Origin of the sequence: Promicromonospora sp. Populi (genome assembly GCF_041081105.1) — a bacterium.
In the GTDB taxonomy this organism is placed as follows: domain Bacteria; phylum Actinomycetota; class Actinomycetes; order Actinomycetales; family Cellulomonadaceae; genus Promicromonospora.
In genome coordinates, this window is record NZ_CP163528.1 from 1,655,137 (window position 1) to 1,669,043 (window position 13,907).

11 protein-coding genes are annotated in these 13,907 nt (G+C 69.6%); 2 read left to right on the forward strand and 9 right to left on the reverse strand.

Annotated elements, in window-relative coordinates; all coding sequences use genetic code 11:
• Positions 1–4: 4 nt before the first annotated feature.
• From AB1046_RS07395 to AB1046_RS07410, 4 genes are read right to left on the reverse strand one after another with little or no spacing between them, the layout of a single operon-like run.
• The gene (locus AB1046_RS07395; RefSeq protein WP_369373866.1) at positions 5–1,078 is read right to left on the reverse strand and encodes an extracellular solute-binding protein; all 1,074 of its coding nucleotides are present in this window, start codon (positions 1,076–1,078) and stop codon (positions 5–7) included.
• Positions 1,075–2,115, reverse strand: coding sequence for an ABC transporter ATP-binding protein (locus AB1046_RS07400; protein ID WP_369373868.1), 1,041 nt, complete (start codon positions 2,113–2,115; stop codon positions 1,075–1,077). The genes AB1046_RS07395 and AB1046_RS07400 overlap by 4 nt, the downstream gene beginning before the upstream one ends.
• A complete protein-coding gene (locus AB1046_RS07405) occupies positions 2,112–2,933 on the reverse strand; it encodes an ABC transporter permease (protein WP_369373870.1) in 822 nt (273 codons plus the stop codon). Before AB1046_RS07405 ends, AB1046_RS07400 begins: the two co-directional genes overlap by 4 nt.
• The gene (locus AB1046_RS07410) at positions 2,930–3,751 is read right to left on the reverse strand and encodes an ABC transporter permease (RefSeq protein WP_369373872.1); all 822 of its coding nucleotides are present in this window, start codon (positions 3,749–3,751) and stop codon (positions 2,930–2,932) included. The genes AB1046_RS07405 and AB1046_RS07410 overlap by 4 nt, the downstream gene beginning before the upstream one ends.
• 160 nt (positions 3,752–3,911) lie before the next feature.
• Here AB1046_RS07410 and AB1046_RS07415 point away from each other — a divergent pair, with 160 nt between their 5' ends.
• Complete coding sequence (locus tag AB1046_RS07415) at positions 3,912–4,853, forward strand: LacI family DNA-binding transcriptional regulator (protein WP_369373874.1); 942 nt, start codon at positions 3,912–3,914, stop codon at positions 4,851–4,853.
• 8 nt (positions 4,854–4,861) lie between these two features.
• Here AB1046_RS07415 and AB1046_RS07420 read toward each other — a convergent pair whose 3' ends face one another.
• Entirely contained in the window at positions 4,862–6,031 is a 1,170-nt protein-coding gene (locus AB1046_RS07420) for a serine hydrolase domain-containing protein (protein ID WP_369373876.1), read from the reverse strand.
• A gap of 42 nt (positions 6,032–6,073) precedes the next feature.
• On the reverse strand, positions 6,074–6,853 hold the full coding sequence (locus AB1046_RS07425; RefSeq protein WP_369373878.1) for an SDR family NAD(P)-dependent oxidoreductase: 780 nt from the start codon (positions 6,851–6,853) through the stop codon (positions 6,074–6,076).
• Positions 6,854–7,027: 174 nt separating this feature from the next.
• On the opposite strand from AB1046_RS07425, the gene metH reads away from it, so the two are divergent.
• Positions 7,028–10,570: a methionine synthase gene (gene metH / locus AB1046_RS07430; RefSeq protein ID WP_369375617.1), complete on the forward strand. Its 3,543-nt coding sequence runs from the start codon at positions 7,028–7,030 to the stop codon at positions 10,568–10,570.
• Positions 10,571–11,019: 449 nt separating this feature from the next.
• Here metH and nagB read toward each other — a convergent pair whose 3' ends face one another.
• The 3 genes from nagB to AB1046_RS07445 all read right to left on the reverse strand — a co-directional run bounded on the left by nagB (position 11,020) and on the right by AB1046_RS07445 (position 13,893).
• Positions 11,020–11,787: a glucosamine-6-phosphate deaminase gene (gene nagB / locus AB1046_RS07435; RefSeq protein WP_369373880.1), complete on the reverse strand. Its 768-nt coding sequence runs from the start codon at positions 11,785–11,787 to the stop codon at positions 11,020–11,022.
• 70 nt (positions 11,788–11,857) lie between these two features.
• Positions 11,858–12,892, reverse strand: coding sequence for a Gfo/Idh/MocA family protein (locus AB1046_RS07440; RefSeq protein ID WP_369373882.1), 1,035 nt, complete (start codon positions 12,890–12,892; stop codon positions 11,858–11,860).
• Positions 12,889–13,893 (reverse strand): Gfo/Idh/MocA family protein, encoded by a 1,005-nt coding sequence (locus tag AB1046_RS07445; protein WP_369373884.1) that lies wholly within the window; start codon positions 13,891–13,893, stop codon positions 12,889–12,891. The genes AB1046_RS07440 and AB1046_RS07445 overlap by 4 nt, the downstream gene beginning before the upstream one ends.
• Between the last annotated feature and the right edge of the window lie 14 nt (positions 13,894–13,907).

A 13,907-nucleotide genomic window follows, 5' to 3' on the forward strand; every position in this document is an offset into this window, starting at 1 on the left:
GGGGTCAGCCGGCCGTCACCTCGCGGGCGAACCGGTCCACCCACTCGGTGCGCGTGGGCACCAGCTCGGCGGGGTCGAGCGTCGAGTAGCCGGCAGCCACGGGGTCGGCGGCGATGTCGCCCACCACCGCGGAGATGGTGTCCGGCACGGTCGCCTCCGGGTTGACCGGCAGGTCGCCCACGAGCTCGGCCGAGCTGGTCTGGGCCTCGGCCGAGAGCAGGTAGTTGATGAACTGGTGCGCGCCGTCGACGTTCGGGGCGCCGGCCGGGATCATCGCGCGGTTGGTGGCCATGTACCGGCCGGTGGCCGGCGGCGTCCACGCGAACGGCTCGCCCGAGGCCACCAGGTCGGTGGCGAAGCCGCTCAGCGAGTCGGCGGCGACGATCTCGCCCTGCGTCAGCAGGTTCGTCACCTCGGTCGACGACGAGTAGAACTGCAGGATCCCCGGCGCCCACTCACCGAGGGTCGTGAGGGCCGTGTCGATGTCGTAGGGCCCGTCGCCGTACGTCTCCCCCACACCCGAGATCATGAGCTGCCCGGCCGTCACGGAGATGTCCGGCAGCGCGAGCTCGCCCGCGTGCGCGGCGTCGCCGTACAGGTCCCACTCGGCGGCCTCGTCGGCGGAGAGCGCTTCGGTCGAGTACAGCGTGCCGTTGAGCTGGTAGCTGTAAGCCGGGCCGAGGTAGCCGTCCTCGAGCGCGAAGTCGGCGACCTGGTCCAGCGACGGCACCTGGGCGGCGTCGACCTCCTGGAACAGGTCGGTCTCCTGCCCGAGCGCGGCGTAGTAGTCCGAGATCAGCATCACGTCGATGCCGGAGTCACCACCCGCGGCCTGGAGCTGGGACAGCCGGTCGGCGTTCGACCCGGTCTCCACCTCGACCTCGATGCCGGTCTCCTCGGTGAACGGGTCGATCACCGCCTCCTGGAACTCCTCTACGCCGAACGGGAACGTGGAGACCACGATGGTGTCCTCGGCTGCCGCGTCGTCGCCCGCGGAGCAGCCCGCGGCCAGCAGCGAGGTGGCCGCGAGGCCGGAGACGATCACCGCGGCGCGGCGGGCTTTCAGGCTGGGAATCATGAGAGTCCTTCGGTAGCGGGTGCAGTGGGTTCAGTGAGGACGGCGAGCCGCGCCTGCGGCGCGAGCAGCCGCACACGGTCACCGGACGACGGCGTCGGCCCGGTAGCGGGGTCGGCGCGGTGGTCGGCCAGCAGGCGCACGGCGGCGCCGGCCGGGTCGGTCGCGTCCAGCGTCACGAGCAGGTCCACGCCGCGGTAGGCGACGTCGCGCACGACGGCGTCGAGCGCCACCGCCTCGCCCGCGGGCGTGTCCTCGGGGACGATCCGCAGGTGCTCGGGCCGCACCGCGGCCAGCCGGCCGTCGGCGAGCGTCAGGAAGTTCTCGTAGCCGAGGAACTCGGCGACGAACCGGTCGGCCGGCGCGGGGAAGACGTCGCGCGGCGCGCCGCTCTGCACGATCTTCCCGGCACGCATCACCACCATCTCGTCGGACATCTCCAGCGCCTCGTCCTGGTCGTGCGTGACGAGCACAACCGTCAGCCCGGTCTCGGACTGGATGCGGCGGATCTCGGCCCGCATCTGCACGCGCAGGCGGGCGTCCAGGTTGGACAGCGGCTCGTCGAGCAGCAGCAGCCGGGGGCGGATGGCGATCGCGCGGGCCAGTGCGACGCGCTGCTGCTGGCCGCCCGAGAGCTGCTTGGGCTTGCGGTCGCCCAGGTGCGCCAGGCCGACGAGGTCCAGCGCCTCCCCCGCCCGCGTGCGGCGCTCCGCGGCGGGCACACCCCGCATCTTGGGCCCGTAGGCCACGTTGTCCGCGACGGTCAGGTGCGGGAACAGCGCGTAGGACTGGAAGACCATGCCCAGGTTGCGCTTCTCGGGCGGGGTTCGGGTCGCGTCTTGGCCGTCGATCAGGATTCGGCCCGACGTCGGCGCTCCGTAGCCGGCGAGCAGGCGCAGCGTCGTCGTCTTGCCGCAGCCGCTGGGGCCCAGCAGCGTGGTGAGGCGTCCGCGGGGTATCCGCAGGTCGATCGAGTCGACGGCGGTGAAGCCGCCGAACCGCTGGGAGACGCCGACGAGCTCGGCGGCGGGGGTGGTCATCGGTTGATTCCTCCGAAGATCTTGGCGAAGCCGACCGTGCGCTCCGCCACGATGGCGACGACGACGGTCGCGGCGAGCACCAGCGTGGACGCGGCCGCCACCATGGGGTCGTAGCTCTGCTGGACGTAGTCGAGCATCGTCACCGGCAGCGTCCGGAAGTCGCGCGTCTGCAGCAGCAGCGAGAGCGGCACGTTGTTGAACGACGTCACGAACCCGAGCAGGCCCGCCGAGACGAGGCCCGGCCGCAGCATCGGGAGCGTCACCGTGACGAACGCCCGCAGCGGCGAGGCGCCCAGACCCCGGGCCGCCTCCTCCAGCGCCGGGTCGGCCAGCGCCAGCGAGGCCCCGGTGACCCGCACGGCATAGGGCAGCAGCAGGGCCGTGTGGCCGAGCAGCAGGGTGGTGAAGTTCTCCAGGCGCAGGCCGATCATGAGCTGCTGGTACAGGGCGAGGCCCACCACCAGCTCCGGCACCACGAGCGGCGACAGGAACAGGCCTTCGAGCAGCGCCTTGCCCGGGATGCGGCCGCGCTGGATCGCGAGCGTGACGGGCACCCCCAGCAGGAGCGCCAGCCCGGTGGCCAGGATCGCGAGCTCCAGGCTGGAGACCACCGCCTCCATGAACGGCGAGTAGCTCACGGCCTCCCCGAACCAGCGCAGGGACAACCCCTCGGGCGGGAAGCGCAGCGTGCTGCCGGCGGTGAACGCGGTGGCCACGACAAAGAGGATCGGCACGATCATCACCACGTAGCCCGCTACCGCTAGCGTGCCCGCTACCGGGTGGCGCAGCCCCATGCCCTGCTTCTTGCCGCGGCTCATGAGGTTGCCCCCTTGCGGCCGACCAGCGTCGAGATCCCGGACACGAGGAAGACCAGCACCGTCATGACAATTGCGGTGGCCGAGGCGGCCGCCCAGTCCACGGTGACGCTCGCGTACGAGAACAGCTGGGTGGAGAGCAGCCGCTGGCTGGACCCGCCGAGCAGGTACGGAGTGGTGTACGCGGTCACGGACCCGGCAAAGACGAGCGTGGCCGCCACGACGGTGCCGGGCAGCGACAGCGGCACCAGGATCGTCCAGAACGCGCGGGTGCGGCTGGCGCCCAGGCCCCGGGCGGCCTCGTCGAGCCCCGGATCGACCTGCGCCACGGCGGAGTAACAGGTGATGACGGCGAGCGGCAGGAACAGCTGGGTCAGGCCCAGCACGATCGCCAGCTCGGTGTACAGGAGCTGGGGCGCCTCCTCGACGATCCCCAGCCCGGTCAGGACCTGCCCGATGACGCCGTTCGAGCCGAGCACCACGAGCCAGCCGAAGGTGCGCACCACGTTGCTCAGCAGCAGCGGGAAGATCGCCAGCGCGAGCAGCACCCCGGCCCACCGGGACTGCGAGCGGGCCAGCAGCGACGCGATCGGGAACCCGAGCACCACGCACAGCGCCGTGACGATCAGACCGATCCGCACAGTGCGCCAGATGATCCCCAGGTCATAGGGGTCGGTGAGCATCGTGCCCAGGCGGTCGAGCACCTGCGCGAAGGTCACGCCGGGCGGCGCGAACAGCATCGCGACCGCCGGCAGCAGAAAACCGACGAGCAGGAATGCCAGCCCCGGCAGGAGCAGGAGGAGGGTGGAGCGAGCTCGCACGAGCCGTCCTTCGTTGATGGAACCGGTTCCATCGGACCTTAAGCCATCGGCGGCATGGCGCTGGCAATCGTAGGTTAACTTCGTGTTACATCGGGTGACGACGATGGCGGAAACGGTTGCAGCGAACGTCTAGAGTGTGCCCACCGACTAAGGAGGTACGGTGCCCGATCTGTCCGACGTCGCCGCGGTGGCCGGCGTCTCCAAGGCGACCGCGTCGCGAGCGCTGAACAGGAGCGGCCTGGTCGCCCCCGAGACCGCCGCCCGGGTCACGGCCGCGGCCGCCCGGCTCGGCTACGTGCCCAACCGTGCGGCCCGCGAGCTCGCCCGCGGGCGTACCGGCATCATCGCCATCGTCGTGCCCACGCTGGACAACACGTTCTTCACGCCGATCATCGCCGGGGCACAGGCGCGGGCCGAGGAGGCCGGCCTCCAGCTCACCGTCGCCGTGCACGCCCTGGACTCGCCGGGCGGGTTCGAGCGGCTCGCCGCCCAGGTCGACGGCTTCCTGGTCGTCGCCCCGCGCGGCAGCGACACGCTGGTCGTGGGCACCAGCGCGGCGAAGCCCGCCGTCCTGGTCGACCGCGAGATCGACGGTCTGACGTCGGTCGTTGCCGATACCGCCACGGCCTTCGGCACCCTGACCACCCGGCTCGCCGCCGAGGGGCACAACCAGATCGTCTACGTGGGCGGCCCCGAGGGGTCCTGGCAGGACCGGCAGCGCACGGCCGCCGTGCAGGAGGCCGCGCGCCTGGCCGGGAGCGAGCTCACCGTGCTCGGCCCCTGCCCGGCGACCTTCGCCGCGGGGGTCGGAGTGACGCCCGCCGTCCTGGAGACGGGGGCCACCGCCGTCGTCCCGTATGCCACGTCCATCGGGCTGGGCCTGCTGCTCGCGCTGGGCACGCGCGGCGTGGAGGTGCCGCGCGACCTGGTCGTGAGCACCGAGCCCACGGTCATCGAGGCCCTGGGGCTGGAGCACACGCCGGCGATCGACGTCGACGGCGAGGAGCTGGGCCGCACCGCGATGGACCTGCTCACGCGCCAGCTCGACGGGCAGGACGAGCCCGGCCGGCAGGTGCGGCTGGCGGTGCCGGTGCGGGGCTGACCGCGGCTCTACCCGCCGTCAGCGGCCAGCCGCTCGAACAGCCTGGAGGTGATGTCGCCGCCGTCCTCGCCCAGGTCCCAGCCGTCTCCCGCGGACCGGTTCGCCACCCAGAACACGAACGTGTCGCCCGCCGGGGCTCGCGCGATCTCCCCGTAGGACCAGCCGTTGCCTCCGTTGTGCCACAGGATGCTCGGGTCGTCCGGGTCGTCGACCACCCAGCCGTAGGCGTAGTACGTCTCGTCGGGTTCCTCGCGCACCCGCGGCTCGAACAGCTCACGCTTGGCGTCGTCGTCCAGGACGGCGTCGCCGAGCAGCGCGACGTGCCAGCGGAACATGTCGCGCGGGGTGGAGAGCAGGCCGCCGTTGCCGCGGAGGTTCCAGTACGGGCCGTCTTCGGCCCAGGGCTGGTCCAGGGGTGTGCCGTGATCGCGGCCGTCCGCGTCGTACTGGACGGCCACCTGCGCCGTCGACCAGTCCGGCTGCACGTAGCCCGTGCGGGTCATGCCCGACGGCGCGAAGAGGCGCTCCGCGAGGTAGGCCTCGTAGTCCTGGCCGGACGCCTCCTCGACGACGGCGGTCAGCAGGCTGTAGCCGACGTTGGAGTACAGGTACGTCGTGCCGGGCCGGGACAGCAGCTCCGAGCCCAGCGCCTCGCGCAGGAACGCGTCGCGGGTCAGCGGCTCGTCGTCGGGCCCGAGCGAGTCCAGGATTCCCGAGGTGTGGGTCAGCAGGTGCTCGATCGTGACGGACCGCTTGTCCGCCGGGACGCCCGGGAGGTGGTCCCCGAGCGGGTCGGAGACGTCGAGCAGGCCGTCCTGGTCCAGCCGCACGATCGCCGCCGCGGTGAACTGCTTGGTCATCGACCCGATGTCGTAGACGGTGTCGCAGCCCGCGCTCTCCCCTGAGCCCTCGTCCGGGTCGCCCCAGCCCTGGCAGACGTCCATCGTCGTGCCCCGGCCCGCGACGAGGGCGCCGCTGGAGCCGGGCGGGAGGGCGTCGCCCAGGATCGACTCGGCGGACTCGGCGGGACCGGTCGGTTCCGGCGGTTCGACGACGCCGGAGCTACCGGGGCCGCCGCACCCGGTGAGGCTCGCCAGCGTCGCGAGCACCACCAGGCCGCGTACCAGCCGCCGTCCGTGCCTTGCTGGCCTCGCCTGATGCCTGCGCTTCGTCGTCACGAGCGCCAGTGTTGTGGGCCGAGCCGCCCAGCGCACCGAAACTCAGTGCACCGAGAAGCCGCCGTCGACGAACAGCGAGTGTCCCGTGACGTAGGCCGACGCGCCGCTGGCGAGGAAGATCGCCGCGCCCGCGAAGTCTTCGGGCACACCGTTGCGGCCCACCGTGGTGCGGGCCGCGAGCGCCGTGATGCGTTCGGCGTCGTCCTGCAGACGCTGGTTCAGGGGCGTGAGGACAAACCCGGGCACGAGGGTGTTGGCGGTGACGCCGCGCGCTGACCAGGCTTCGGACTGGGAGCGGGCGAGCGATTCGAGGCCGCCCTTGGAGACGCCGTAGGCGCCGCTGTCGACGAATGCCCGGTGGGCCTGCTGCGAGGAGATGTGGATGAGCCGACCGAAGCCGCGCTGCGCCATGCCGGGCCCGAACCGCTGTCCGAGCAGGAACGGCGCCTCGAGGTTGACGGTCATGGTGGCGTCCCAGACGTCCTCGTCGAGGTTGTCCATGTGCGGGCGCAGGTTGATGCCCGCGCTGTTGACGAGGATGTCGGGCTCGCCGGCGGCCTCGACGATCCGGTCGGCGGCGGTGCGGATGCCGTGGCGCGTCGAGAGGTCCCCGACCACCGGGGTGACGTCGCAGCCGTCGTCGCGCAGGCTCCTGGTGACCTCGTCCAGCCGGCTGGCGGTGCGGGCCACGAGCACGGTGTGCGCCCCGGCCTGGGCGAGGGCCTCGGCGATGCCGCGCCCGATGCCGGAACTGCCGCCCGTCACCACCGCGGTGCGGCCCTCCAGGGAGAACAGGGCGGCGAGGTAGTCGCGGGTTGTCATGCGGGGACGATACCTATCTCGCGCGGCACGACGTCGCGCTGGGCAGGCGGGCCGGTTCCGCCGGGCGGTCACCCACCGCGCCGTCGTCGGGCCAAGGCTTACGCTGCCGAGGTGACACCGCTCCCCGCCGCCCTGCCCGCTCTTGAGGCACGTTCCGCCGCCCTGCTGGAGGCCATGCGTACGCGCGTGGTCGTGGCCGACGGCGCGATGGGCACCATGATCCAGGCGGCGAACCCGACCCTGGACGACTACCAGGGCCTGGAGGGCTGCAACGAGATCCTCACGGTCTCGCGGCCCGACCTGATCGCGGGGGTGCACGACGCGTTCCTCGAGGTGGGGGTGGACGCCGTCGAGTCCAACACGTTCGGGGCCAACTGGTCGAACCTGTCGGACTACGGGATCGACGACCGGATCCGCGAGCTGGCCCGCGAGGGGGCTCGGATCGCCCGCGAACGTGCGGACGCGTACGCGACCCCCGAGCACCCGCGCTGGGTGCTCGGCTCCATGGGCCCGGGCACCAAGCTGCCGTCGCTGGGACACACCACTTACGCGCACCTGCGGGACACGTTCGCCGAGCAGGCCGCGGGCCTGATCGAGGGCGGCGCGGACGCCCTGCTGATCGAGACGAGCCAGGACCTGCTGCAGGCCAAGGCCGCGGTGACGGGCTGCCGCCAGGCGATGGCCCCTGTGTCCGATGGCGGGGTCGGGCAGCGGGTGGCGATCATCGTGTCGGTGACCGTGGAGACCACCGGGACCATGCTCATGGGCTCGGAGATCGGCGCGGCGCTGGTGGCGCTGCAGGCGCTGGGCATCGACTCGATAGGCATGAACTGCGCGACCGGCCCGGAGCAGATGAGCGAGCACCTGCGGCACCTGTCGCAGCACGCCGAGATGCCGGTGGTGTGCATGCCGAACGCGGGCCTGCCGGTGCTGGGGCCGGACGGCGCCTACTACCCGCTGACCCCTCAGGAGCTGGCCGCGGCGCACACGCAGTTCGCGCGCGAGTTCGGCCTGGGCCTGGTGGGCGGCTGCTGCGGCACGACGCCGGAGCACATGCGGCTGGTCGTCGAAGCCGTTGGCGGGCTTCCCGTGGCCGAGCGGGAGCCGGTACGGGAGAACGCCGTCGCCTCGCTGTACTCCGCGACGGACCTGCGGCAGGAGACGAGCTTCCTCGCGATCGGCGAGCGCACCAACGCCAACGGCTCCAAGGCGTTCCGGGAGGCGATGCTGGAGAGCCGGTGGGACGACGTCGTCGACATCGCGCGGGCGCAGACCCGCGACGGCGCGCACCTGCTGGACGTGTGCGTGGACTACGTGGGGCGCGACGGGGTGGAGGACGTGCGCGCCGTGGTGTCCCGGCTGGCCTCCGCCTCGACGCTGCCGCTCGTGATCGACTCCACGGAGCCCGCGGTGATCCGGGCCGGCCTGGAGCTGCTGGGCGGGCGCGGCGTGGTGAACTCGGTGAACTTCGAGGACGGCGACGGACCGACGTCGCGGTTCGGGCGCATCATGCCGGCGGTGATGGAGCACGGCGCCGCCGTCGTCGCGCTGACGATCGACGAGGAGGGGCAGGCGCGGACTGCTTCTGAGAAGGTGCGGATCGCGTCCCGGCTGATCGACACCCTGGTGGGCGAGTGGGGCATGCGGGTGGACGACATCATCGTCGACGCCTTGACCTTCCCGATCGCGACCGGCCAGGAGGAGACGCGGCGCGACGCCATCGAGACGATCGAGGCGATCAGGGAGATCACGCGGAAATATCCCGGGGTGCACACCACACTCGGCGTCTCGAACGTGTCCTTCGGGCTCAACCCGGCGGCGCGCGCGGTGCTGAACTCGGTGTTCCTGCACGAGGCGACGGCGGCCGGGCTGGACTCGGCGATCGTGCACGCGGCGAAGATCCTGCCGCTCTCCTCGATTCCCGACGAGCAGCGGCAGACGGCGCTGGACCTGGTGTGGGACCGGCGGGTCTGGGACGCCGAGGGAAACCTGACCTACGACCCGCTGTCGAAGCTGCTGGACCTGTTCGAGGGTGTGGACGCCGGGGCGATCCGGGATGCGCGGGCGTTGGAGCTGTTGGCCTTGCCCGTTGGTGAGCGGCTGGCGCGGCGGATCATCGACGGTGCTCGCAAGGGTCTGGAGCCGGACCTGGAGCAGGCGCTGGGTGACGGCATGAAGGCACTCGACATCGTCAACGACCACCTGCTGGAAGGTATGAAGGTGGTGGGCGAGCTGTTCGGCAAGGGCGAGATGCAGCTGCCGTTCGTGCTGCAGTCGGCGGAGGTGATGAAGGCCGCCGTCGCGCTGCTGGAGCCGCACATGGAGCGCGTTTCTGGCGAGCAGACGAAGGGCACGATCGTGCTGGCGACCGTGCGCGGCGACGTGCACGACATCGGCAAGAACCTCGTCGACATCATCCTGACGAACAACGGCTACAAGGTGGTGAACATCGGCATCAAGCAGCCGGTGAGCGCCATGATCGACGCCGCTATCGAGCACGACGCCGACGTGATCGGCATGTCGGGGCTGCTGGTGAAGTCGACGGTGGTGATGAAGGAGAACCTGGAGGAGCTTGCCTCGCGGGGGTACGAGAAGCGGTGGCCGGTGCTGCTGGGTGGGGCTGCGCTCACTCGGACTTACGTGGAGGACGACTTGGCCTCGGCGTTCCCTGGGGTCGTTCGGTATGCGAAGGACGCGTTCGAGGGGTTGCGGCTGATGGAGCCGCTCGTGCGTGTTGCTCGGGGCGCTTCGCCGGACGACGTCGGGCTGCCTGCACTGAAGAAGCGGCGGCACGCCGTGGTGACCGTGACTCAGACGGCCCCCGAGGACTTGCCGGCGCGGTCCGATGTCGCCGCGGACAATCCTGTGCCGGAGCCGCCGTTCTGGGGGACGCGGATCGTCAAGGGCGTGCAGCTTTCGGAATACGCAGCGTTCTTGGACGAGCGGGCGACGTTCATGGGGCAGTGGGGATTGAAGCCTGGACGGTCTTCGGACGGGGCCTCGTACGAGGAGCTGGTGGAGACCGAGGGGCGGCCGCGGCTCGCGGAGTGGATGGACCGCATCCTGACCGACCAGATCATGGATCCCACGATTGTCTACGGGTACTTCCCGGTGTGGTCCGAGGGCGACTCCGTTGTTGTTGCGCACCACGGAGAGCTGGCTGGGATCGGGGCGCCCGACGGCGGGTCTGGCGGGCCCGTTGGGACTGAGCGGCTGCGGTTTGAGTTCCCGCGGCAGCGGCGGGACCGGCATCTGTGTCTTGCTGACTTTGTGCGGCCGCGGTCCTGGGTCGAGGAGACGGGGCGGTTTGATGTGCTGCCGGTGCAGCTGGTGACTGTTGGGGACTCCGTGTCTGCGCACACCGGCCGGCTGTTCGAGGCCAACAAGTACCGGGAGTACATGGAACTGCACGGGCTGTCAGTGCAGCTCACCGAGGCGCTGGCGGAGTTCTGGCACGCGCGGGTGCGGGCCGAGCTGGGGTTCGCTGCGGAGGAGCCCGCCGACGTCGAGGGCATGTTCAAACTGCAGTACCGCGGGGCGCGGTTCTCGCTCGGGTACCCCGCATGCCCGGAGATGGAGGACCGGCGCAAGGTCGTGGAGCTGCTGCGGCCGGAGCGGGTCGGGGTGACGCTCTCCGATGAGCTGCAGCTACATCCGGAGCAGTCGACGGATGCGTTTGTTTTTCATCACCCGGAGGCGAAGTACTTCTCCGTGTGACTTCTGGGCCGATGGCCGTCCGACCAGGTCAGACCGCATCCAGACGTATCTGAGCGTACCTATCCGTGCGCTCTCGCCGGAGCCTCGTTCCTCAAACCGATCACCCGCGCAAGGGCCGAGGCGCTCCTAGCCGACGTCCTCGACCGCACTCCGGCATACGACGCCGACCCGGACAAGCCGCTGTGGGTCGAGAGATCTCTCGGTTCGGCTCAATGCTCGACGAGAGAGCAACCGACTTCGGCGGCGCTCGCCCACGTCCGCGCATCGGGCAGAACGTTCCCGACCTACGTCGACAAGCTAATCCGCACCGAGAATCTCAACGACCTCCACGCGCGTCAGCGAGGCGAGTGGATTACACAGCACAGGAGCAGCCCAACCGGTCGGCTGGATGAAATCACGAAGTTGGCGGAAGTGAGCCGTGATGAGGGATCTCTTGAAGCCATGGGGGCTTAGGCCTGCCAGCTGGGTCGATTCTGATGAGCGAATTCGTAGTAGTCGCGGAGCTGCAGCTGGGAGGCAGCGGCACGATCGAGGAGCACTGTGGCTCGTTGGTGCAACTGCAGCACCGAAGCGGGACACATGCTCGCGACCGGGCCTTCGACAGCTTGCGCGATCGCACCAGCCTTGCTTGCACCTGTTGCGATGAGCAAGAGCTCACGTGCGGCCATGATTGTGCCGAGGCCTTGAGTGACGCAGTGCGTCGGGACGGCACTGAGCGAGCCGAAGAATCGCGCGTTATCCGCTCGCGTCTGATGAGTCAGGGTCTTCACTCGGGTACGCGACGCGAACGACGATGTCGGTTCGTTGAAGCCGATGTGTCCGGTGCTGCCGATGCCAAGAAGCTGAAGGTCGATACCGCCTGCCGCGCGGATGAGCGCCTCGTATCTCTCTCCCGCGGTGTCGATGCCATTGAGGCTCCCGTCCGGAACGTGTACGTTCTCGGAGGCGATGCGCAAGGTCTGGGTAACTTCTCGGTCCACGACGGCGCGGTAGCCCTCGGGATGTGTCGTATCCAACCCGACGTACTCGTCGAGCGCGAAGACGGACAGGTTGTCGAACTCTGCCGTGCGCTGCTGCTGCAGGCTGCGGTAGATCGGCAACGGAGATGAGCCGGTCGCGACGCCGAGGACACGGATCTCGCGGCCGATCTGCGGGACGATGCGGGACGCGGCATAGTCCCCGAGGTGTTCGGCGGTCTCGAGTATGACGACCTGCATGGTGGTTGTTTCTCTGTTGTGTGGTGATGGCCGGGTGCGCGGGGCCGGGAGCTCCTCGCGCACCCACCGGTCAGTGGATGGCGACGGTGCGGCCGGTATCGGCGGACTCTTGCGCGGCAAGGACGATCTTGAGTGTCTTCAATCCGACCTCGACGTCTGGCTGCGCAGAGGTGCCTGTACGGACCGATTCGATAAACGTCTTGAGCAGCGGTTCATTGAAATTTGGTCCGTACGGCAACTCGACGGGTAGCCCGGTGGCGCTTTGCAGGCCGTGTGCACGAGGGGCGAAGAAGTCGATCTCGGTGGCGCCTTCGGTGCCTGCGACGACCACTCGCAGCCCACCCCACGTTGGTGCTGTATTCGGGTGACTCCACGAGCAGTCCACCGCGGCGATCGAGCCGTCGTCGTAGGAGATGGTCACCAGTGCGGCGGTTTCGGCGTGTGCGCGTTCGCTGTGAAGCTTGCGGTTGGCGATGGCTGTCACCGAGGTTGGGGTAGCGCCGGTGAGACCTTCGATAAGGTCGGCGATGTGGACGATGTGATCGACCAGGGCGCCCCCGCCCGCTAGCTGGGGGTCGGTGAACCAGGCGCGTTCGGTCGGTAGCTTGCCGTTATTGCTGCCGCGAACGGCCACGACGGTTCCCAGCAGGCCGGCCTGGTGGTCGGTCTTGAGCTTGCCGAAGTTTGTCGCGAACCGGACGGGGAAAGCGACCATCAGGCGAACGCCGGCCAGCTCCACAGCGTCTCGGATTGCCAGACCGTCCTCAAGGGTGGTCGCAAGCGGCTTTTCGCAGAGGATATCCGCTCCTGCCGCGACGGCGACCTCCACGTCTTGGCGGTGGCGCGCGTTCTCGCTGGCGATGATGACACCGTGGGGCCGCCATGCCAGGAGCTCCGCGTAAGTCTCGACGTACGAAACACCCAGCTCCTCAGCAGCGGCCCTTCCGCGCAGTTCCTTGGCTGGGTGTGCTCCGGGGTCGCTGGTGAGCAGTTCCACGTCGGGGTAGTTCTTCAGGATCTGGATGTACGTCTTCGCGTGGGTGTGCGCGAAGGACATAACGGCGATCCGGGCAGGTGTACCGGGCTTCGGCCGAGCGGCGGTCATGCGAGCGACCTTTCTGCCGCTGCGATGGTGACGGGTTGACCGCTGTGGAGGGATTGGAGGGCGGCGTTGGCGATTCGAACGGCCGCGACACCGTCGGCGATCGATACTCGCGGATTGGGGCCACCGTCGAGGGCTCGCACGAATTCCTGCAGCTCGAGGAAGTATGGGCTGGCGACAGGGTCGGACGCCGGTGTCAGTTGCACTGACATGGATGCGTCGGGGTAGTCCGTGGTGTAGTTGCGCTCCTCTGATGACGAGTGCGAGAGCGTGCCCGCGGTTCCGGTCACCGAGTACTCGGTGGTGAACTTCAGGTGCGCCGGCCCCCAGATCCCGGCGACGTGGCTGATCGCGCCGGACTCATGTGTGAGAAGAACGTGCGCCGCTTCGATGGGTGCCTCGTCGGGGCCGGTACGCACCGAGGTAGCGGAGACTGCTGTTACGTCTCCCGCCACCCAACGGGCGACGTCGAGGTCGTGGATCATCTGGTCCATGATGATCCCACCCGACAGGGTCGGGTCGGCAAACCATGCGCTGCGCGTGGGGAACGATCCGGACCGGGCGAAGCGGAGCACGGCGAGATCTCCGAGTAGACCGGAAGCTACGGCGTCCTTGAGACGCTTGTATTCCGGGAAATAGCGCACGACGTGCGCAGGGAAGATTCGGCGACCGGTCGCTTCGGCCAGGCGCTGCAGTTCAGACGCCTCGCCGTTAGTTCGGGTCAGGGGCTTTTCCGAGATGATGTCCTTGCCCGCCTTGAGCGCACGACGGGCGATGTCGGCGTGCGCATACGTCGGTGCGGCAATGTCCACCACGTCGACGCGGGCGAGCAGATCGTCCAAGGTGGGGACGACTGTGCCGCCGCCGTGGGTCTGCACCAGTTCTTCGGCACCGTTCTCGGAGTACACATAGACCTCAGCGCCGAGTGCCAACAGGTTGGGGAGGTGATGTTTGGTGATCACGCCAGCGCCGACGAGGCCGACGCGTAGAGGGATGGAGGGCATGTTCTCTCTCGCTT